The organism is Kytococcus schroeteri, assembly GCF_042433515.1.
GTDB classification, from domain to species: Bacteria; Actinomycetota; Actinomycetes; order Actinomycetales; family Dermatophilaceae; genus Kytococcus; species Kytococcus schroeteri.
This window is the reverse complement of record NZ_JBHLVH010000016.1, coordinates 1-19,121: the sequence shown is the minus strand read 5'-3', so window position 1 is coordinate 19,121 and position 19,121 is coordinate 1. Positions and strand designations below refer to the sequence as shown.

Below are 19,121 nucleotides of genomic sequence, written 5' to 3'. Positions count from 1 at the left end.
CCTCGTGGACGGGCGGAGTGCCCTGCCGGTGGGGCGCCCTCGGCGCGGAATGAATCGCAGCAAGCCCCCCGGCGCGGCCGGGTCGAGCGAAGGGGAGCACGAGCATGCCTCGCCCAGTCAACAAGTCCGCCACGTACTTCCCGGGCCTCGACGGCCTGCGGACGGTCGCCGTCGCCCTGGTGGTGGCGTACCACATCGGCGTGCCGTTCGCCGGCGGGGGACTGCTCGGCGTGGGCGTCTTCTTCACCCTCTCGGGCTTCCTCATCACCTCGCTGCTGCTCTCGCGGTGGCAGAAGCACGGCAACCTGGACCTCAAGAACTTCTGGGTCCGCCGCTTCCGCCGCCTGCTTCCGGCCGTGGTGCTGCTGCTGGTCGCCGTGCTCGTCACCACGGCAATCGCCGAACCGCACAACATGGGGCAGCGCCTCAAGGAGTCCCTGGCGGCGCTGTTCTACGTGGCCAACTGGCAGGTCATCTTCTCCGGCAAGAGCTACTTCGAGCAGCAGGAGGGCGTCGGCCCCCTGGACCACCTGTGGTCCCTGGCCGTGGAGGAGCAGTACTACATCGTCTGGCCGCTGCTGCTGGTGGGGCTGATCACCGCCTGCAACGGCCGGCTCAAGAAGATGGCCGCGGGCACCTTCGCCCTCGGCCTGGTCTCCATGGTGCTCCTCGCCCTCCTGGCCGACCCCTCGGGTGACTCGACGCGCGCCTACGAGGGCACCGACACCCGCGCCGGCGGGCTGCTCTGGGGCGCGGCCCTGGCGATGGTGTGGCGTCCCTCCGTGGTCGCGAAGCTGCGCCCGGCCGGCAAGTGGGTGTTCGACCTCATCGGCCTGGCCGGCTTGGCCGGCATCCTCGCGCTCGTGGCCACCACCACCCAGGAGACCGACAGCCTCTACACCTGGGGCATCGCCGCGCTGACCGTGGCGACCTGTGCCGCGCTCATGCCGCTGGTCGTGCCGGGCTCGATGCTGGGTCGGGTCATGGGCATCGCCCCGCTGCGGTGGATCGGTGAGCGCAGCTACGGCATCTACCTGTGGCACATGCCCGTGGTGGCCTTCCTGCCCGAGCGGGCCTTCTTCGGGCAGCCGTGGGTGCGCGGAGCCATCGTGGTGGGTGCCACCGTGGTCCTGGCCTCCCTGTCCTGGCGCTTCGTGGAGGACCCCATCCGTCGCCACGGCTTCCTGGCCCTGGTGACCGGGCGGGCCGGGCGCTCCCCGGAGGCGGCCCGGGGTGCTCGCCCCGGGGCCGCGCAGCTGGCCGTGGGCACCGTGGGCGTGCTCGCCGTCGCGGCCGCCTCCCTGGTGGGCGTCGGCAAGCTGCCGCAGAAGTCCGTCGTGGAGATCGCCCAGCAGGAGAACGGCGGCAAGGCCGGGGTGGACTCCGTGACGGCGCCGAAGGCCAAGAAGGCCGCGCGCCCGAAGGCCACGAAGACGGCGTGCAAGACGGTGATCCACATCGGTGACTCCACCTCCCTGGGCCCGGGCAACACCCCCGAGACGCGCATCCCGGACAAGAGCAAGCGCATCACCGCGCGCTACGAGGCCGTCGGCGTGGACACCGTGATCGAGGACATCCTGGGTGGCCGTTCGATGCTGGAGCACATGGGCCAGGGCGGCAAGGACACCACCGCCTCGGAGGCGATGGAGGAGCACGCCGGCGAGATCGGTGACGGCTGCTGGGTGGTCAACGTGGGCCTGAACGACTCGGCGAACATGGCCAAGGCCGATGCCTGGGCCGGTGCCGAGGGCCGCATCGACTCGGTCATGAAGGCCTCCAAGGGCCGCCCGGTGCTGTGGGTGAACGCGCTGACCATGCCGTGGACCAACAACAAGTGGTACGCCAACGAGAACGTGCAGAAGTTCGACAAGGTGCTGGCCGACTCGGTGAAGAAGTACCCGAACCTGTGGGTGTACGACTGGTCCACCGAGGCCAGCTCGCACCCGGAGTGGTTCCTGGAGAACGACGCCAACCACAACAACACCGAGGGCTCCATCGCCAAGGCGCAGGGCATGGCCAACGCGCTCGTCGCCGCCTTCCCGGAGGGGCAGCCGAAGTCCTCCGAGAAGATCGTGCTCTCGAAGTGACGTTGACCGTTCCCTCAAGCGGAAGATATCTTCACGTTCTGTGAAGACTCCACCGTCGGCCCTGACGCCCTTCGTGCGCTCCGACGCCGTGGGGGCGCTTCTCGCCGAGACCCTGGGGCACCCTGACCGGGAGTTCTCCCTGGCCGAGCTGGGGCGCCGCACCGGCGTCGCAGGGCCGGTGGTGCACCGCGAGGTGGGGCGGTTGGTGGAGGCCGGCGTGCTCCGCGACCGTCGCGAGGGGCGCAACCGTCTGGTCTCCGCCGACCCCGACCACCCCCTGTTCGCCCCGATGCGGGAGGTCGTCGCCGCGACGTACGGACCCGTGCCGGTGCTGCGGCAGCTCCTCGAGGGGGTGGACGGAGTGCAGGAGGCGGTGGTCCACGGCTCGTGGGCGGCTCGCCGGGCCGGGGAGCAGGGTGCCTTTCCCCGCGACGTCGACGTGGTGGTCGTCGGGGACGTGCCGCGGCGCACCCTCGCCGAGCTGGCCACCCGGGCGGAGGCCCAGCTCGACCGGGAGGTCACCATCTCGCGGGTGGCCGTCGAGGACTGGGAGGCCGACGAGCCGACTGGCTTCGTGGCCACCGTCCGCTCACGCCCGATGGTGGACCTGCTGACGGGAGAGGTCCGTGCCTGACCTGCCCGAGCTGCCCACCGAGCTGCGCCGGATGCTGCGAACCGGCCGCCTGGACCGGGTGGAGCCGAATCCGGTCCACGCCGCCACCCTCATGACCATGGCCGAGCAGCACCTGGCCACGGCCCGCGCCCTGAGCTGCACCGAGGACGTGGCCATGGCGTTCACCGCTGCCTACGACGGGGCCCGCAAGGCGCTCACCGCCGTGCTGGCCGTGCACGGCCTGCGCGTGCGGCCTGTCGGGGGAGCCCACCGCAACACCGGTGTGGCCGCATCGGAGCTGGTGGAGGACCCCGCCCTGGGCGAGTTCGACTGGATGCGGCAGGTGCGCAACGCCACCGAGTACCCCGACGCGGACCGCCCCACGGCCTCCCGGCAGGACCTCGAGGAGGCGTTGGAGGCGGCTGCGGACATCGTCTCCGCGTGCCGGCGGGTCCTGTGAGCAGCGCGGAGTCGCCCACCGAGGAGGTCCACCTGGCCGGTGGCTGCCTGTGGGGCGTGCAGGCCTTTCTCGACACGCTTCCCGGCGTGGTCTGGACCGAGGCGGGCCGGGCCAACGGGGCCGCCGACCACCTTGACGGTCCGTACGACGGGTACGCCGAATGCGTGCGCGTCCGCTTCGACCCGCGGGCCACAGACATCGAGCGGCTGCTGGGGCACCTGTTCGAGATCATCGACCCGTACGCAGTCAACCAGCAGGGCCCGGACGTCGGGGAGAAGTACCGCACCGGGGTCTACTCCCGCGATCCCCGCCACCTGGAGGCGGCCCGCGCGTGGTTGGCGGCGCGCCCTGATGCGGACCGCGTCGCGGTGGAGGTGCGGCTCCTGACCCGGTGGGTGCGCAGCGCCGAGGAGCACCAGAAGCGTCTGGCCCGCTGTCCGGATGACGCCTGCCACCTGCCTCCCGAGGTGCTGTACCGGCACCGGACGTAGGGCCACCAGCAGGCCTGATGCAGGACCCGGACGGCGCAGGCGGCTGACGGGCGTCAGTGCCACTCGGCCCGGCGGGTGGCCAGCAGACGCTCGAAGAGCTCCTCGGGCAGGGGGTCCTCGACCGTGAAGTGCAGGGCGCTCTTGGTGCGCGACCGGTCGCCCAGGCCGTCGGCCAGCGTCGTGAGGGTGGTGCCCGAGTGGGGGTACCAGCTGAGGAAGTCCCGGTGGGAGAGGACCCCCCCGATGCGGTGGCCCTCCACCTCGAAGGTGGGCATGCGGTAGCTGATCGTCTCGCGGGCGCCGGGGTACCAGTCGTGGACCAGCCCCCGGAGGCGGGCCAGGCAGGCGAGCGGACCGTTCGGGGAGCCCTGGGTCGGGTGACGGCGAGGGTGCCTTGCGTCCGTTCGAAGCGCGGCGACGAAGCCGACGGGACTGAGGGCCTGGACCCCGCCCGTGGCTGAGGGCCTGGACCCCGCCCGTGGCTGAGGGCCTACCCCTCAGCGCATGCAGACCAGGACGTCGCCGTCCCAGCGCATGAGTGCGACTGTCTGCGAGGCAGTGCCTCGATGAAGCGCCTGTCCACCTCGCGCGGCTCAAGGACGTGCTGGAGGCAGGGTGGGCCTCACCGGTGGAGGGACCGCTTGACCAGTGGGCTCGGGTCGCACGCGGGGTTGCACCAGTCGGCCCGCCCCGGGTGCGTCACCTGGATGACGTCCACGCCCGAGGGGGAGCGGTGCACCCGGCTGGTCCAGCCGCGTCGGTTGTCCTCACGGAAGGTGCCCCACTCGTCGTGGGCCCCCAGCATGTGACGGCAGCGCGCGGCGACCGTGCTGCCGAAGCACACCACCGTACGGGTGCCGAGTCCGTCGATGACGGCCTGGTGGAACGGCCAGCAGGCTTCGGCGAGGCGCGGTAGGTCGGTGGCGATGCCGGACTCCTGGCGGCTGCGCACGAAGACGAGGTTGCTCGAGGGGACTCGGCCGGCATCGAGTCCGAGGTGGTCGAGGAGGTGCAGGACCCGTCGTTGCAGGGGGCTGGTCCCGGCGGGTGCGCCCCACTCCTCGTCGCGGTAGCGGGACCACCTGGGCTGCGACGCACCGAGGGCCCACTGAATGTCCGTGCGGACCGTGGCCTCGCGCAGGGTCTCGGGATCGCCCCCGGGGTTGAGCCCCAGGAGGTAGAGCCCGCCGGGCTGCTCGAAGGCCTCGCGCCCCGAGTAGAAGACGGAACCGGAGCGGTCCAGCAACTCGTCCGGCACCAGGGCAGCCAACTCCTCGAACGTGGGCGTCATGCCGTGAACCTAACCCGACTGCCCGGGCGGCTCACCCCATCGGCGTCGGAGGCCGCTGCCCGCTGAGGGGCACCCCGGTCCGGTGGGCCTCCCACGACCGCGCACCGAGCAGCACCCAGCAGGCCACCGCCATCGCCGAGAGGGACGCCGGCACCCAGTGGTGGAGCAGCAGCGAGGCCGCCGTCGCCGACACGAAGGCCAGCAGGTTGGCCACCACGTCGTACGCGGGTGCCACGAAGCGCCGGTTGAGCACGTGCGCGCCGGCGATGAACAGGCCGCAGGCGAAGGTGACCGAGAGCAGGGTGTTGACCACGCGCACAGGGTAGGGGCGCGCGGGTGCGTCTCAGGCCGGCTCGGCCTCGGGGAAGAGGGCGGCGAAGGCCGTGACCTGCTCGGCGGGAACCCACACGAAGACGCCTCCCTGCCCGTTGTCGAGGTACAGCATCGTGCGGCCCGGCACGCGGCGGAAGTCCTCGATGATGGCGTCGGCCACCTCCGGCACCAGCCAGTCGCCCTCCTGGACGAAGTCCGTGCGGCGCACCGTCCCGGCGAGGGTGTACTCCAGCCAGGAGTTGCCGTCGAGCTCGGTGTGGCCGGCCAGGTGGGTGAGCTCGGCGGTGCGGCCCGTCGCCTCGGCCCACTCGGCCACCCATGCGGTGTAGGCGTCGTCGTCCTCCACCATCTCGGCGTCGTAGGACAGGACGTGGTCGAAGGCGTACCCGCCCTCGTCCCAGGCGGTGAGTACGTCCCACGGGTCGTCGTCGATCCCCTCGAGGGCGGCCGGGTTGCGCAGGGTGAACCCCAGGTGCTGCAGGTGGGCGACGGTCTGGGCGTGGGTGCTCATGCCCGGCATCCTGCCCGGACCGGGGCGGCGACCCAACCCTGCCCGGGCTCGACGCGGTGTCGGTGGCCGGGGGCACAATGCGAGGTATGGAGATCACCGTGCGCAGTGAGGCCACCGGCCGCCGTCAACCCGAGCTGTCCACCCTGTGGGCCACCGCCAGCGCCGAGGGGACCGACCGGGCCGCCGCCCGCCAGCAGGTCACCGCCGTGATGCAGGAGCTCGTCGACTCCCTCGACGAGCTGGGGGCCAGCCGCCCCGATGCCGTGCGCTCCCGCGTGGTGGCTCCCCTGGCCACCCGTACGTGGCAGCCGTGGGGCGACGACGGGAAGCGCCTTGACCCCCGTCACGAGGTGACCGGCCGGGTCCGCGTGCAGCTGGCCGACCTCGAGGCGCTCGCGGACCTCACCACGGCGTGGTCGGCGCGCGACGAGGTGGCGCTGCAGTCGCCCACGTGGTCGCTCACCGACGACAGCCAGCGCGCCCTGTACGCCGAGGTCACCCGCGATGCCGTGCGGCAGGCCCGCGAGCGGGCGCAGGTGATGGCCGAGGCATCCGGGTTCTCCATGGTGGAGCCGCTGCAGGTGGCCGACACGGGCCTGCTCGGCGGCGGGGACGACCAGCGTGTGGGACAGGTGCAGGCCTTCCGTGCAGCCGGGGCCGGTGCGGCGGACGACGGTTACGACCTCACCCCGCAGGACGTGGAGGTCCGGGTGACGGTGGAGGCCCGCTTCCGCGCGGAGTGATGGGTGTGGCAGGGGAGCGTGGACAGGCGGGCCTGCCTGGGCGGGACATGTCGGTGGCGCCAGTGCCGTGGCGCGGGCGCCACCGACCTCAGAATGTCTGGGGCAGACCCGGGGTGTCAGCAGACCTCGAAGGTCATGCCCGTGATGAACATCTGCTGAGCCACAGTGCCGGTGCTCGACGAGAAGTCCACCGTCATGGAACTGAGGGGACCAGCCATCGTCACGGTGGATCGATTGGCCTTGTTGTCGGAGTTCACCGGACTGGTGGTCGTGGCACGCAGCGGGTCGCCGGTACCGCCGGAGCCGGTAAGTGAACTGCCGTTGACAACGCTGGTGGGGGCGGGGCTCAGGGTCACGGAGTCCCTGTACTGCGTTCCACTGCTGTCGATGTCAGCCACGACGAAACTCAGGTTGGACACCGGCTGGCTGAACGTGAAGGTCAGCCTCTGGCCACCAGTGCCCTGCTGCTGCAACTGCAAACCATTGGTGGCGAGGTCCCCCAAGCCGTTGTAGCCCTTGTTGATGTTGCCGGCGGCGGTGAGGTTGTTGCTCAAGAGGGTCTTGCCGCCGTAGGAGGCAGTCGACAACGAGACAGTGACGGTGGAGCCGTCCGAGCCCCTGAAGGTGTAGCTGAGCGGAACGGGGTTGTAGGAGCTCGGCTGGGTGAAGGCTCCCGTATACGTCACACACGCGCTGACGGCCACAGCGGGAGCAGCGGCTGCGATGGCGACGGCCGGAGCGGACCACAGGGTACCGGCAGTAACGGACCGGCGACTGACGTTCTGGGGATAGGAGTTGGTCATGGCGGAAATCCTCTCGGAAGGCGCGGACCCAGCAGGGGGCGCGGGGGGGGGCTAGTGTCACTGGAGTGGGAGAATTTCCCAATCCGGTGATACTAGCCCCCCGCTGTGGGTCTGAACTCACGGGGAAGCACAGACCGGCGTCTCCCTCCCCGTAGATTGCCCAGTGTCGGACCCTTGCGTGAGCGATCCCACGTCTCGCGAGTGCATCAATCCCCGCATCCGTTCTCATCTTGTCGTCCAGGTGCCAGGTGCCAGGTGCCAGCTGGCAGGTGCGCCATCTGCCTGGCCCCAACTAATGTCTATCCGTCGCCCGGGTCACTGGAGCTGCCCGGACGGTGGCCCGACGCGACCGCCGCCCTGGGGGACCGCCTGCCCGGCGCCGTCCTGCGCTGGGCAGGCGCGGAGGGGGAGCGGGCGCGCGGCCGGTTCCAGGCCCGCTTCGCCGGGTTCGACGCCGTGCTCGGCCCCACGCTGCCGTGCCCTCCCGGGAGGGGCTGCCGCTGGGCGTGCAGCTGCCGGTGACGGGCTCCGACGAGGGCGTGCTGCTGGGCCTGGTGGCCGGACTGGAGGAGCTGCCCGGCTGAGTTCAGGCGCTCGGCGGCTGCGCGCCCGAGGCGTCGATGCCGCGCCGGCGCCACCAGGCCGTGCCCGCGAGCACCGCGAGCACGCCGGCCAGGGCCAGCCACAGCCACGCGGAGGCCACTGCGTGACGCACCAGGAGCACCCACGCCGTCCACCCGATGGTGCTGTAGATCCCCGCCCACAGCGCGGCACCGGGCACCTGGGCGGCGGTGAAACGGCCCCACGGCATCCGCATCGCGCCGGCGGAGGCCAGCACCACGGTCTGGACGCCCACGGCCAGGTAGCAGAGGGTGACCGCAGGCCACCCGAAACGCGTGAGCTGCTCCCTGCCCCGGCGTGCGGTGGGGCTCTGCGCCCAGCCTCGCCACCGGGGGTCGTCGCGGCCCCGGCGTGCCACCCCCGATGCGGCGCCGCGCGCCAGCCAGTACGTGGCCTGCCCCCGCAGCAGGGCCACCAGGAGGAAGCCCAGGAAGGCCCAGACCAGCCCCGTGGGCATCGTCGTCGCCTGCACCGTCTCCTCCCGTGGTCCGCCGGGCGCACGGTACCCGGCACGGACGGGGGCTGCGCCGGCAGGGGGAGCGGGCGTGCTGTGCACGGTTCCTACCCTGAGTCCATGACGAGCTCCGACGTGGTGGACCGCAGCACCGGCACCCTCGCGCGCCTCCTCCGGTGGGCCCTCGCCGTGCTGGCCGCGGCCATGGCCTGGGTGGCCACGGCGGGCGCCTGGGTGGTGACCTGCACCGAGCCCGCCCGGTCGTTGCCCCCGACCGGGGGCGGCAACGCGCTGCTGGTCTGGGTGGGGTGGGCCGCCGGCCCGTTCGCCACCCTGGTCGTCGGCTCGGTGGCGTGGGAGCGGGTGCGCGGGCGGGGTGGGCCCGGTGACCGTCCGGCCTCGGCGCACACCCTGGAGCCGGCCCCCGGCGTGCCGCAGGAGCACTTCCGGTGCACCCGCCGCTCCCTCGTCTGGCGTGCGGTCGCGGTCCTCGTCCTCGGCGGGCTGTGGGCGGCCGTCATGGCGCAGTGGCCCGGGGCCGTGCTGCGGGTGCTGGACGGTGAGCTCGACGGCCTGGGGCGCTACGACCTCGCCTTCGGGCTCATCGCGGGACCGCTCCTGCTCGTCCTCGTCATCGCGGCAATGGCGGCGGGCACGAAGCACCGCTGGACGCGCCGACGGGGAATCGTCCTCTCCCAGCCCGGCATCTGGGTGCGCACGCCCGGGTGCGACGTGGGCTTCGTGGCCCGGGACCGGGTGGTCGCCCTGCAGCGGCGCCCCCGGGGACGCCGCCGGAGCAGCTGGTGGCTGGTGGGCCGCGGCGACGCCCGGGCGGTGATCACCGGCATCTCCAACGAGAGGCACTACACCACCTCCGGTGAGGAGCACTGGGCGTTCATGCTCCCGCTGGGAGAGATCCGTGCGGAGGAGCGTGCGGCCTGCGTGGAGGCGCTGACCCGGTGGTGCCCGCCCCACGCCCGCCGTGACTGGAGCGTGCCCTCGCGCACATTGGTCCAGGAGTTCCTGGACCGGTGACCCCTGGCTCGGGGGTCAGCTCTGGCCGGGCGGCAGGTCGCCCTCGTGCCGGACCCGGCGCTGGGCGGGGTCCCAGGTGAACGTGGAGACGGCCTCCCCGCTGGGGGTGTCGGCCGGGTCACCGTCCTGCGGGTAGGGGTAGGTGACCCGGATGGTGGACCCGTCGACCCGTGCCACCTGGGGGTGGTACTCGGTGGGCGAGTACAGGGTGGTGCCCAGGTAGTGGCCTCGGTGGAAGAGCATGATCTGGTGCGGGGTGGGCTCGTCCCCGGTGTCCGCCACGAGGATCCACGAGAGCTCGGCGCACGGGGCGTACCCCGAGTAGTCGCTCGCGGCGCCGGTCCACTGGACGGCCGGGTCGCCGGAGGCGGGGCGGAGGAGGGGCAGGCTGTCTGCGAGTGCCTGTCGGCCGTGCGTCGGGCCACACCGCGTCTCCCGCGAGTCCGAGCCGGTGCCATGGTCCTCCGGGAAGGCGTCCCACGGCACCTCGCTGGCCCGCACGGGGGCCGCATCGGGCTGGGCCCCGCAGGCCGCGAGCACCGTGCTGCAACCGAGCACCGCGGCGGCGCGCATCGCACGGCTCCTGCGCAGCATCGGTCCTCCGGGTGGTCGTGCCGGCACCCGCGGGTGGGGCGGCGGGGGCCCAGCGTATCCAGCGACGTCCGAGGGTGATCCGCAGGGACTCGCCGCCCACCGGGGGCGGGGGTGGTCGGGGCAGGTGGCGTTGCTAGCCTCCCGGCGAGCCCGACCCGCTCCCGGACGAGGGTGGTCGTACCCGGCAACGCGACAAGACGACCACGGAGGAACTCTCATGGCATGGATCGTCCTGGTCGTCTCCGGCATGTTCGAGGCCGTGTGGGTGACGGCGATGAGCCGCATCCAGGGGGTGCACAGCTACGGGGCCATCTCGGCCTACGTGCTGGGCAGCATCGTGTCCCTCGGCGGCCTGTGGTGGGCGCTGCGCACGCTCCCCACGGGGACCGCCTACGCGGTGTGGGTCGCCATCGGTGCCGCCACCACCGTCTCGTACGCGGTCGCCACCGGCGAGGAGCCGTTCAGCCTGGCCAAGGCGCTGCTCCTCGTGGGCCTGGTGGGGTGCGTGGTCGGCCTCAAGCTCGTCGACGGCTGAGCACCCGTTCTCGGAGGATCGCGGCAGGCCCGGTGCCTCGCCGCGCTCCTACACTGGGGCCATGGATGCCGCCCCCTCGCCCGTGACCCGTCTCGACGGCCCCTGGACCCCGGAGCACCTCGTCCGCGTCACGCTGACGGTGGTGCCGTCTCGTGCCGCCGCGGCCCGGGGTGTGGAGGCACGGCTGGTGGAGTGGTTCGGCGCGCTCACGCCCTCGCCCGGGCAGCCGCAGGACCGGTACGCGCTCTCCGGTGGGTCGGTCCTGGAGCGCTACCCCGTGCCGGCGCCGTCGCCGGCGGGGGACCTCGGCGCCCAGGTCGTCGTCATCGTCTCCGGTGGGGAGGACGGGCTGGACTCCGCCGGCGACGAGGTCTCGGCCGCCCTGGACCTGGTGCGCGAGGTGGACCCGGACGCGCTGGTCTCCGTGCTCGAGCAGTGGCGCACCGAGGACTCGGCGTGGCACCTGGCCGGCCGCCCGGTGGTGCTGGAGGAGCACCTCCGGGAGGGCCACCCGCTGACGGCGGCCCTCCCGGTCAGCGGCTGAGGCTCAGTTCCCGAGGGCCTCGGGGGTCTCCGGCAGCACCTGCCCGCCGTCCACCACGAGCGCCTGACCGGTCACGTACCGCGCGCCGTCGGAGGCCAGGAAGGCTGCCGCCTCCCCGATGTCCTGCGGCTCCCCGAGGAAGCCCAGCGGCACGGTGCGCGCCATCTGGTCCATGTACTCCTGCCCCATCGCCTCCAGGCCGGGGGTCACGATGTTGCCCGGCAGCACCGCGTTGACCGTGATGGCGTCGCGCGCCAGCTCGATGGCGGCAGACCGCACGAAGCCCATCTGGGCGGCCTTGGTGGCGCCGTAGAGCGACCACCCCGGAAAGCCCGTGAGGTTGCCGGTGATGGAGCTGGTGAGCACCACGCGCCCCCGTCCGGAGTCGCGCAGGGCGGGCACGGCGGCCTGCACCACCTGCACGGTGCCGCGCACGTTGACGTCGAAGATCGTGTCGAAGTCCTCGGCGGTGGCCGTCTCGATGCGGGCCTGCGGGTAGATCCCCGCGTTGGAGACCAGCGTGTCCAGCCCGCCGAGCGAGGCGGTGGCCTGCTCCACCACGGCGCGGCAGGCCGCGGGGTCGCGCACGTCGAGCACGAGCGCCTCCATCCCCTCGGCGCGGGCGGCCTCGCACTCCTGCTCGCCCAGACCCGTCACCACCACGCGTGCGCCGTGGGCGGCCAGCACCTGCGCGATGCCGCGGCCGATGCCCAGCGTGCCCCCGGTGACCAGCGCGCGGCGCCCCTCCAGCAGTGCCTCCATGTCGTGCCCCTTCCCCTCGTGTCGGTGTCCGTGACTCCGACCCTAGCCCCGCCCGGGCGCCCGGTGCGGGCGGGTGCTCAGGTGGCCTCGACGTCGAGGGTCACCCCCCCACCGCGTGGCAGGCCCCCTGCGGGTCCACGAGCACGGCGCCGTAGATCTTGGTGAGGTTCTTGAACGCCCGCCCGGTGAGCAGGGTGGGCGTGATGGGGAAGGCCTGGGGCAGCAGTCGCGCCCCCTCGGTGGCGGCGTCGGGGTGCACCACCAGCGTGGTGCCGTGCTGCTGCCCGGCGCACGCCTGGGCCATGTCCCACAGTCGCTCGGCGTCCCCGTCGTCGCCGAGCACGCGCCGCACCGTGTCGGCGAAGCGCGCGCCCGTGGTCAGGGCCTCGTCGGCGAGCTGCTCCATCGACCACCGCAGGTCGGCCTGTCCGTCCCACATCACACGCCCAGTCACCGAGGGGTTCTCGCAGCCGCCGGTGCGCGGCGTCGAACGCCGGTGCGTCAGCGGCGCGTCGAGTGTGCGTGCGTCAGTGACGGGTGGCGCGTGTGCGCGTCAGCGGCGACGCAGTTGCCGCACGAGCAGGAGCACGCCCCCGATGCCGAAGAACCCCGCCGTCAGCAGACCCACCGGCAGGGCAAGGGGCTGCCGGCGGCCCATCGGCTGGCCCTCCATGAAGGAGGTCACGACCATGGCCACCCCGGCAGCGGCGAAGAGAAGGCTGCTGCTGATGACGAGCCACCGCCCGGCGGGTGTGTCCGGCCCCACCGCCATGGCGATCCCGGCGAAAACCAGGCCGATCAGGGCCAGCTTGAGGGCGTCGCCGCGCTCCGGGGCGTCGGGGTCGTACGGGCCGTCGGTGTGGCTCACCGTCCCAACACCGCCCGGTGGGCGCGCTCGAGGAAGCGTGCGAACTCGTGCCGACCGGTGCCCTTCATGCGCACGATGCGCACCGAGTGCACCCGTGGGGTGCCGAAGGCCCGGGGGCGGGCAGCGTCGTTGAGGACACCGCGCAGGGAGGGATCGAGCTGGTCGGCGCGCATCTGACCGGCCGGTGTGAAGGGCATGACCAGGGCCAACTGCCTGCCCTCGTCCCACGGGGCGTCCTCCATGCGCTCGGTGGGAGGCTCTAGGTCGCCCCACGGCACCGGGCCCACCCCGTCGATGGTGATGCCCTCGGTGCCGATCACCCACGTCCGGCCCCGTGCCGTCGCGCTCCGACGCCACGACCACAGGGCCGCGGCCCCCAGACCCAGGGTCACCAGCAGGATCCCGACGACGGCCATGCCCAGTGACGCGTCACCCCGGGCCGCGGCCAGGACCCCGAGCAGCACGGTCAGCAGTCCGGCGGCCAGGGCCAGACCTCCCAGGATCATCGTGGCCCCGAGGGCCCCGGGGCGGACGGTCTCGGCCACGATCTGGCCCCGGCCACGGAACTCCGCGAAGAGGTCGTCGGCGGACCGCCGGGCCCCGCGCGACGCGGTGGCCTGTTGCGAGGGGTGCCCGGGTGACGTGCGGGGCGACGTGGTGGGCCTCATCCTGACCTCTCTGTCTCGGGGGATCCGGCGTGGGCGTGGGCCGGCGCGTGCCCGCGGGACTCGGCGTGGGCGACCGTGAGAAAGGTGGCGAAGACGTCCAGGCCGATCTCCTCGGCCTTGAGGGCGATCTCCACCGTGTTGCGGATGCGCTCGCTCTCGGTGGGGGTGCGGCCGGTGGTGGGGTCGGTGGTGACGTCTCCGATGGTGAAGATACCGAACTGCATGACCCTCCTGATGGACAGGTGGAGAAAATGTGATGCGTCAGGTAACAGGGGGAGTGGCCTGACTGCTCCCGACCCGTGTGCGCGGTGCGGTGAGGCGATAGACCGGGTGGCGAGGGTGGTGCACCCCGCACCACCGCAACCAGGAGGACGGCCATGGCAGAGCACACGGTGTACGCAGGTTTCGAGGGCAGGGTGGCGCTGGTCACCGGGGGTGGTTCCGGCATCGGGGAGGCGTGCTGCATCGACCTCGCCCGGCAGGGCTGCAAGGTCGTGGTGGCCGACATCGACCTCGCTGCGGCCAGGCGGGTGGCCGACAGCATCACCTCCACCGGCGGTGAGGCCGCGCCGTTCGAGCAGGACGCCTCCGACCCCGACGCCAACAAGGCAGCGGTGGACTTCGCCGTGGAGACCTTCGGCGGGCTGCACCACGCGGTGAACAACGCCGGCATCGGGGGCACCACGGACCCGGCCGGCGAGCTCGCCCCGGAGGACTGGTTGAAGGTCATCAACGTCAACCTCAATGGCGTGCTCTACGGCATGCGCTACGAGCTGCCCGCCATCGAGGCAGCTGGCGGCGGTTCCATCGTCAACATGGCCTCCATCCACGGCACCGTGGCCACGGGGGTGGGCAACTCGGCTTACACCGCGTCCAAGCACGGCGTGGTGGGGCTCACCAAGCAGGCCGGCGTGGACTACGGGTCGCGTGGTGTGCGCATCAACGCGGTGGGTCCGGCCTACATCGACACCCCGCTGCTCCAGGGCCTGGACGACAGCGCCCGCGAGGGCCTGGTGGCGCTCCACCCCATCGGGCGGCTGGGCAAGGCCGAGGAGGTCGCGCACCTGGTGACCTTCCTGCTCTCGGACGACGCGTCCTTCATCACCGGCAGCTACCACCTGGTCGACGGCGGCTACACCTCCCCGTGAGCCCGACCGGCTCCCGGACGAGGGTGGTCGTACCCGGACACGCGACAAGACGTCCACGAGGAGAATCGTCATGTCGTGGATCGTGTGGGTGCTCTCTGGGCTGTTCGAGGCCGTCTGGGCCACCGCCCTGGGGAAGATCGAGGGACCGCAGAGCGCCGGGGCCATCACGGCCTTCGTGCTCGGCAGCGCCGTCTCGTTGGGGGACTGTGGTGGGCGATGAAGGACCTGCCCACCGGCACCGCCTACGCCGTGTGGGTGGCCGTGGGTGCCTCGACCACCGTGGCCTACGCCGTCGCCACCGGTGAGGAGTCGTTCAGCATCGCCAAGCTGCTGCTCCTGCTGGGCCTGATCGGCTGCGTCATCGGCCTGAAGGTCGTCGACGGCTGAGGCCCGCCGGCCAGTCGACCTCGGCGGCCACCTGGCGCCACTTGTCGGCCAGGGTGTCGATGTTCTCGTGCGCGTTGAGCCCCGAGGGCTGCGGCACCACCCACAAGGGGGCGCCGGCGACCCGCCCCTCTTGGCGGCCGAGCTGGGCGTCGCGGTCGCCCCAGGCCGTCCGGAAGGCCGTGATCCCCGCGACCGCCACCACGGGGAGCCGCCCCGTGCCGGCGTGCAGTCCCTGCACCAGGCCCTCCAGGCGGTGGTGCCCCTGGCGCAGTTCCTCGGTGCCGAGCTCGTCGGCGCGCACCGAGGCCCGTGCCACCAGGTTGGTGATGCCGATGCCGCGCTCGCGCAGGTGGGCCGCGTCCGCATCGGACAGTCCGTGGGTCACGTCCAGCTGGTGGTCGGTCAGGCCCGCCCGGTGGAGCGAGGGCCAGAAGCGGTTGCCCGGGCGGGCGAAGGGGGCGTTGACCGCCGCCGTCCAGAGCCCGGGGTTCACGCCCACGATGAGGAGTCGCACCGCATCGTGCAGCACGTCGTCGACCGTCTCGTCGGCGAACTGGGCCAGCTCGTCACGATGCGGACGGCGCCCGCCCAGAGGGGACGGGCGCCGCGGCACGACGGGAGGATGCACTGCTGTCAGTCCTGCGGGGCCCGGGTGGCACCGTCGGCCGAGGCCTCGTCGTCCGTGAGCTGCGCGCCGGTGCCGGCGCCGGCCGCTGCGTGGGCCGGCTCGCGCCCGGCCTCCTTGTCCTTCTCGTCGCGGCGGTAGCCGCTGCCGTGCTTGCCGTGCTCCACCTCGTGGGCGAACGGGCCGAAGGGCAGCACGTGCAGCACCGCCACGATGATCGCGCCCCAGACGAGGCCCAGTGCCATCGCCACCAGGGTGTCGGCGAGCCAGGCCAGCAGTCCACCGATCACCGGGGTGCCCGCGACCATGTCGGCGAGGTGGTGGGCGAGGTCGTAGGGGGCGCTCAGGCCGTACTCGTCGATGCCGACCATGATGATGTGGCCACCCACCCAGAGCATGGCCAGCATCCCGACGAAGCCGATGATGTCCAGCACGGTGGGCATGGCCTTGACCATGCCGCGGCCCAGCCTGTGGCCCGCCGAGCCCTCGTCGTTCTTCTGGGCCAGGTGCAGGCCCACGTCGTCCATCTTCACGATGAGGGCGACCGCGCCGTAGACCCCGACGGTCATGAGCAGCGCCACCACGACCAGGATCAGTCCGCGGCTCAGCAGGGACTGGTCGGTCACCTCGTTGAGGGAGATGACCAGGATCTCGCAGGAGAGCACGAAGTCGGTGGTGATGGCGCTCTTGACCACCTGCTCCTCGTCCTGCTCCGAGCGCTCGTCGGCGGCCTTGCCGTCGTCACCGTGGCCGGAGATCTTCTCCCAGACCTTCTCCGCGCCCTCGAAGCACAGGTAGGTGCCGCCGAGCATCAGCAGGGGCGTCAGGATCCAGGGGGCGAACTGGCTGAGGAGCAGCAGCACCGGCACGATGATCGCCTTGTTCCGCAGCGACCCGGTCGCGATGCGCTTGATCATCGGCAGCTCGCGGTTGGGCTCGGCGCCCTCCAGGTACTGCGGGGTCACCGCGGCGTCGTCCACCACCACGCCGGCCGCCTTGGTGCTGGCCTTGGCCGCCCCGGCAGCCACGTCGTCCACGCTGGCCGCGGCCAGGCGCGCCATGGCGGCGATGTCGTCGAGCAGGGCAGCGAGTCCGCCGGCCATGCGGAACCTCCGGGCTGGGCTGGGGTGGGGGGCTGGGACAGCCTAGCGGGACGTGTGCGCACGGTGACCGCGCCGGCCGGGCCGGTGGGCGAGCTCGACGCGCGCTGACCCCGAGTTGTCCGGCGTTCCCCGGTGGGTAGGGTGTGTGACGTACCCCACGGGAGCTCGGGCACGGGCTGAGAACGGACTGACGCCGTCCGGACCGTCCGAACCTGACCGGTTAGCACCGGCGGAGGAAGCGAGGACGACGATGTCGTGCACCTGTGCCCACGAGCAGAACCCCACGATGACGGGCGAGAACCACCCCCAGCACCGGCTGGTCACGCGCACCGACGGGGAGGTGACCGTGCCGATGACCGCCATCAGCCTGGCGGACTCGCCCGACGGCACCCCCAACGAGGACTTCGTGGTCTACCGCACCATGGGGCCCGGCTCCGACCCCGAGGTGGGCCTGGAGCCCGCCCGCCAGCAGTGGATCGAGGCCCGCGGCGACACCGAGGTGAACCCCACCCCGCGAGGCCGGAACCTGGCCGACGACGGCCGCTCCGCCGAGCGACGGGGTGAGGCCTCGCAGGCCTGGCGTGGCCGCACCCAGCAGCCCCGCCGTGCCGTGCCCGGCCGCACGGTCACCCAGATGCACTACGCCCGCCGGGGCGAGGTGACCCCGGAGATGCGCTTCGTGGCCCTGCGCGAGGGCTGCGATGTGGAGCTCGTGCGCTCCGAGGTGGCCGCCGGGCGCGCCATCATCCCGGCCAACGTGAACCACCCCGAGAGCGAGCCGATGATCATCGGTCGCGCCTTCCTCACCAAGGTGAACGCCAACATCGGCAACTCGGCGGTCACCTCCTCCATCGCCGAGGAGGTGGAGAAGATGTCCTGGGCCACCCGGTGGGGTGCCGACACCGTGATGGACCTCTCCACTGGAGACGACATCCACACCACCCGCGAGTGGATCCTGCGCAACTCGCCGGTGCCCATCGGCACCGTGCCCATCTACCAGGCCCTGGAGAAGGTGGCCGGCGTGGCGGAGGACCTCACCTGGGAGGTCTTCCGCGACACCGTCGTCGAGCAGGCCGAGCAGGGCGTGGACTACATGACCATCCACGCCGGCGTGAAGCGCGAGTTCGTGCCCCTGACCGCCGGGCGCGTCACCGGCATCGTGAGCCGGGGCGGGTCGATCATGGCCGGCTGGTGCATGGCCCACCGGCAGGAGTCCTTCCTCTACGAGCACTTCGACGAGCTGTGCGAGATCTTCGCCGCCCACGACGTGGCCTTCTCCCTGGGTGACGGCCTGCGCCCCGGTTCGCTGGCCGACGCCAACGACGCCGCCCAGCTGGCCGAGCTGCGCACCCTGGGCGAGCTCACGCAGCGCGCGTGGGAGCACGACGTGCAGGTGATGGTGGAGGGCCCCGGCCACGTGCCGCTGCACCTGGTGAAGGAGAACGTGGACCTGGAGCAGGAGTGGTGCCACGGGGCGCCCTTCTACACGCTCGGCCCGCTGAGCACCGACATCGCGCCGGGGTACGACCACATCACCAGTGCCATCGGGGCGGCCCCCATCGCCCAGCACGGCACGGCGATGCTGTGCTACGTCACCCCCAAGGAGCACCTGGGCCTGCCGAACCGCGACGACGTGAAGACCGGCGTGATCACCTACAAGATCGCCGCGCATGCCGCCGACGTGGCCAAGGGGCACCCGCACGCCCGCGAGTGGGACGACACGATGAGCAAGGCGCGCTTCGAGTTCCGCTGGCACGACCAGTTCGCCCTGGCGCTGGACCCGGTGACCGCCCAGGCCTTCCACGACGAGACGCTGCCGGCCGAGCCGGCCAAGAACGCCCAGTTCTGCTCGATGTGCGGGCCCAAGTTCTGCTCCATGCGCATCAGCCGCGACATCAACGAGGAGTTCGGCGACCAGATGGCCGCAGGCCCGGTGCCGGTGGAGATCGGGACCGCCCCGCACGCCCCGCACGCCGCGGAGTCGGCCCCTGCCGAGCCGACCCCGGCCGGGCGGTGACGGCCCCGGGCGCCCGGGGCGCCGATCTCCCCGGGTAGCGGATGGGACACTGGGCCGCATGACCACCACCTCCCAGCCCGCCAAGCACCTCAGCCTGCTGCGGACCTTCGCCCTGGCCACCGCGCTCCTCACCGTGGGCCAGGCCGTGCTCGGTCTGCTTCTGCTGTTCACCGACATCGACCTCTACGACGTGCACGGATGGATCGGCTACGCCGCCTTCGTGACCGCCGTCGCCGCCGCCATCGGTGCCTTCCTGTGGAAGAAGGTGAGCGGCAACACCGGCCTGTTCATGCACGCCCTGGGTCTGGCCGTGCTCGCACTGCTGCAGATCGGCCTGGCCGAGATGGGCCTCAAGTGGGTGCACGTGGTGCTCGGCGTGCTGATCCTCGGGGCGGCCCTCGCGCTCGCCTCGCTGGCCCAGCGCAAGC

General features: G+C 72.3%; 24 protein-coding genes, 2 pseudogenes and 2 riboswitches. Of the genes and pseudogenes, 12 read left to right on the top strand and 14 right to left on the bottom strand.

All coding sequences use genetic code 11. The annotated features are described in order from the left end of the window. Positions 1–104 precede the first annotated feature (104 nt). From ACFFHC_RS08580 to ACFFHC_RS08565, 4 genes are read left to right on the top strand one after another with little or no spacing between them, the layout of a single operon-like run. Entirely contained in the window at positions 105–2,087 is a 1,983-nt protein-coding gene (locus ACFFHC_RS08580) for an acyltransferase family protein (protein ID WP_070704547.1), read from the top strand. 40 nt (positions 2,088–2,127) lie between these two features. After that, positions 2,128–2,721, top strand: a complete 594-nt coding sequence (locus tag ACFFHC_RS08575) for a winged helix-turn-helix domain-containing protein (RefSeq protein WP_070704550.1) — start codon at positions 2,128–2,130, stop codon at positions 2,719–2,721. Further along, complete coding sequence (locus ACFFHC_RS08570) at positions 2,714–3,160, top strand: HEPN domain-containing protein (protein WP_101849096.1); 447 nt, start codon at positions 2,714–2,716, stop codon at positions 3,158–3,160. The genes ACFFHC_RS08575 and ACFFHC_RS08570 overlap by 8 nt, the downstream gene beginning before the upstream one ends. Continuing rightward, positions 3,157–3,651 carry a peptide-methionine (S)-S-oxide reductase gene (locus tag ACFFHC_RS08565; RefSeq protein ID WP_180802177.1) on the top strand — a complete coding sequence of 165 codons (495 nt, stop codon included), beginning with the start codon at positions 3,157–3,159 and terminating at the stop codon, positions 3,649–3,651. Before ACFFHC_RS08570 ends, ACFFHC_RS08565 begins: the two co-directional genes overlap by 4 nt. A 53-nt stretch (positions 3,652–3,704) precedes the next feature. Here the strand turns inward: ACFFHC_RS08565 and ACFFHC_RS08560 are convergent, their stop codons facing one another. From ACFFHC_RS08560 to ACFFHC_RS08545, 4 genes are all read right to left on the bottom strand, one after another. Then, on the bottom strand, positions 3,705–3,992 hold the full coding sequence (locus ACFFHC_RS08560) for an iron chaperone (protein WP_379804661.1): 288 nt from the start codon (positions 3,990–3,992) through the stop codon (positions 3,705–3,707). Between the two features lie 281 nt (positions 3,993–4,273). Next, positions 4,274–4,942 carry a hypothetical protein gene (locus ACFFHC_RS08555; protein ID WP_070704583.1) on the bottom strand — a complete coding sequence of 223 codons (669 nt, stop codon included), beginning with the start codon at positions 4,940–4,942 and terminating at the stop codon, positions 4,274–4,276. A gap of 31 nt (positions 4,943–4,973) precedes the next feature. Beyond that, positions 4,974–5,255, bottom strand: a complete 282-nt coding sequence (locus ACFFHC_RS08550) for a hypothetical protein (RefSeq protein WP_070704639.1) — start codon at positions 5,253–5,255, stop codon at positions 4,974–4,976. A 30-nt stretch (positions 5,256–5,285) separates the two neighbouring features. Further along, on the bottom strand, positions 5,286–5,786 hold the full coding sequence (locus tag ACFFHC_RS08545) for a hypothetical protein (RefSeq protein ID WP_070704586.1): 501 nt from the start codon (positions 5,784–5,786) through the stop codon (positions 5,286–5,288). A gap of 86 nt (positions 5,787–5,872) precedes the next feature. On the opposite strand from ACFFHC_RS08545, the gene ACFFHC_RS08540 reads away from it, so the two are divergent. Further along, positions 5,873–6,529 carry an SIMPL domain-containing protein gene (locus tag ACFFHC_RS08540; protein ID WP_070704589.1) on the top strand — a complete coding sequence of 219 codons (657 nt, stop codon included), beginning with the start codon at positions 5,873–5,875 and terminating at the stop codon, positions 6,527–6,529. 116 nt (positions 6,530–6,645) lie between these two features. Here ACFFHC_RS08540 and ACFFHC_RS08535 read toward each other — a convergent pair whose 3' ends face one another. Then, positions 6,646–7,332: a hypothetical protein gene (locus ACFFHC_RS08535; protein ID WP_141494894.1), complete on the bottom strand. Its 687-nt coding sequence runs from the start codon at positions 7,330–7,332 to the stop codon at positions 6,646–6,648. 586 nt (positions 7,333–7,918) lie between these two features. Next, positions 7,919–8,410 (bottom strand): DedA family protein, encoded by a 492-nt coding sequence (locus ACFFHC_RS08530; RefSeq protein ID WP_070704595.1) that lies wholly within the window; start codon positions 8,408–8,410, stop codon positions 7,919–7,921. A 117-nt stretch (positions 8,411–8,527) separates the two neighbouring features. On the opposite strand from ACFFHC_RS08530, the gene ACFFHC_RS08525 reads away from it, so the two are divergent. After that, on the top strand, positions 8,528–9,442 hold the full coding sequence (locus tag ACFFHC_RS08525; RefSeq protein ID WP_070704599.1) for a hypothetical protein: 915 nt from the start codon (positions 8,528–8,530) through the stop codon (positions 9,440–9,442). 15 nt (positions 9,443–9,457) lie between these two features. Here ACFFHC_RS08525 and ACFFHC_RS08520 read toward each other — a convergent pair whose 3' ends face one another. Then, positions 9,458–10,015 carry an LppP/LprE family lipoprotein gene (locus ACFFHC_RS08520; RefSeq protein WP_070704602.1) on the bottom strand — a complete coding sequence of 186 codons (558 nt, stop codon included), beginning with the start codon at positions 10,013–10,015 and terminating at the stop codon, positions 9,458–9,460. A gap of 160 nt (positions 10,016–10,175) precedes the next feature. Then, positions 10,176–10,243, top strand: a riboswitch (guanidine-III (ykkC-III) riboswitch). A 10-nt stretch (positions 10,244–10,253) separates the two neighbouring features. Here ACFFHC_RS08520 and ACFFHC_RS08515 point away from each other — a divergent pair. Both ACFFHC_RS08515 and ACFFHC_RS08510 read left to right on the top strand, forming a co-directional pair. Then, positions 10,254–10,571 (top strand): DMT family transporter, encoded by a 318-nt coding sequence (locus ACFFHC_RS08515; protein ID WP_070704605.1) that lies wholly within the window; start codon positions 10,254–10,256, stop codon positions 10,569–10,571. A 61-nt stretch (positions 10,572–10,632) separates the two neighbouring features. Further along, positions 10,633–11,115, top strand: coding sequence for a hypothetical protein (locus ACFFHC_RS08510; protein WP_070704608.1), 483 nt, complete (start codon positions 10,633–10,635; stop codon positions 11,113–11,115). A 3-nt stretch (positions 11,116–11,118) separates the two neighbouring features. On the opposite strand, the gene fabG is transcribed toward ACFFHC_RS08510, so the two are convergent. From fabG to ACFFHC_RS08485, 5 genes and pseudogenes are all read right to left on the bottom strand, one after another. Further along, positions 11,119–11,877: a 3-oxoacyl-ACP reductase FabG gene (gene fabG, locus ACFFHC_RS08505; RefSeq protein ID WP_070704611.1), complete on the bottom strand. Its 759-nt coding sequence runs from the start codon at positions 11,875–11,877 to the stop codon at positions 11,119–11,121. A gap of 100 nt (positions 11,878–11,977) precedes the next feature. Beyond that, a complete protein-coding gene (locus ACFFHC_RS08500) occupies positions 11,978–12,331 on the bottom strand; it encodes a hypothetical protein (protein ID WP_181443112.1) in 354 nt (117 codons plus the stop codon). A gap of 99 nt (positions 12,332–12,430) precedes the next feature. Beyond that, positions 12,431–12,745 carry a hypothetical protein gene (locus ACFFHC_RS08495; RefSeq protein WP_070704616.1) on the bottom strand — a complete coding sequence of 105 codons (315 nt, stop codon included), beginning with the start codon at positions 12,743–12,745 and terminating at the stop codon, positions 12,431–12,433. Next, the gene (locus tag ACFFHC_RS08490; RefSeq protein ID WP_070704619.1) at positions 12,742–13,413 is read right to left on the bottom strand and encodes a hypothetical protein; all 672 of its coding nucleotides are present in this window, start codon (positions 13,411–13,413) and stop codon (positions 12,742–12,744) included. The genes ACFFHC_RS08495 and ACFFHC_RS08490 overlap by 4 nt, the downstream gene beginning before the upstream one ends. Positions 13,414–13,496: 83 nt before the next feature. Next, positions 13,497–13,637 (bottom strand): annotated as a pseudogene (locus tag ACFFHC_RS08485) (5,10-methylene tetrahydromethanopterin reductase); the annotation flags it as partial. A gap of 153 nt (positions 13,638–13,790) precedes the next feature. Here ACFFHC_RS08485 and ACFFHC_RS08480 point away from each other — a divergent pair. Next, a complete protein-coding gene (locus tag ACFFHC_RS08480) occupies positions 13,791–14,561 on the top strand; it encodes an SDR family NAD(P)-dependent oxidoreductase (protein WP_070704624.1) in 771 nt (256 codons plus the stop codon). After that, positions 14,555–14,620: riboswitch (guanidine-III (ykkC-III) riboswitch) on the top strand. Its footprint overlaps the gene before it by 7 nt. Before the next feature lie 11 nt (positions 14,621–14,631). Continuing rightward, positions 14,632–14,948, top strand: a pseudogene (locus ACFFHC_RS08475) (DMT family transporter). On the opposite strand, the gene ACFFHC_RS08470 reads toward ACFFHC_RS08475, so the two are convergent. Next, the gene (locus ACFFHC_RS08470) at positions 14,920–15,561 is read right to left on the bottom strand and encodes a mismatch-specific DNA-glycosylase (protein ID WP_070704627.1); all 642 of its coding nucleotides are present in this window, start codon (positions 15,559–15,561) and stop codon (positions 14,920–14,922) included. The pseudogene ACFFHC_RS08475 and the gene ACFFHC_RS08470 sit on opposite strands and share 29 nt — an antisense overlap. A 20-nt stretch (positions 15,562–15,581) precedes the next feature. Further along, positions 15,582–16,676: a DUF808 domain-containing protein gene (locus ACFFHC_RS08465; protein WP_070704630.1), complete on the bottom strand. Its 1,095-nt coding sequence runs from the start codon at positions 16,674–16,676 to the stop codon at positions 15,582–15,584. Between the two features lie 286 nt (positions 16,677–16,962). Here ACFFHC_RS08465 and thiC point away from each other — a divergent pair, with 286 nt between their 5' ends. Next, positions 16,963–18,693, top strand: a complete 1,731-nt coding sequence (thiC, locus tag ACFFHC_RS08460) for a phosphomethylpyrimidine synthase ThiC (RefSeq protein ID WP_379804657.1) — start codon at positions 16,963–16,965, stop codon at positions 18,691–18,693. A gap of 58 nt (positions 18,694–18,751) precedes the next feature. After that, positions 18,752–19,121 (top strand): hypothetical protein (locus ACFFHC_RS08455; RefSeq protein ID WP_379804637.1); only part of this gene is annotated, 370 nt, incomplete at its 3' end.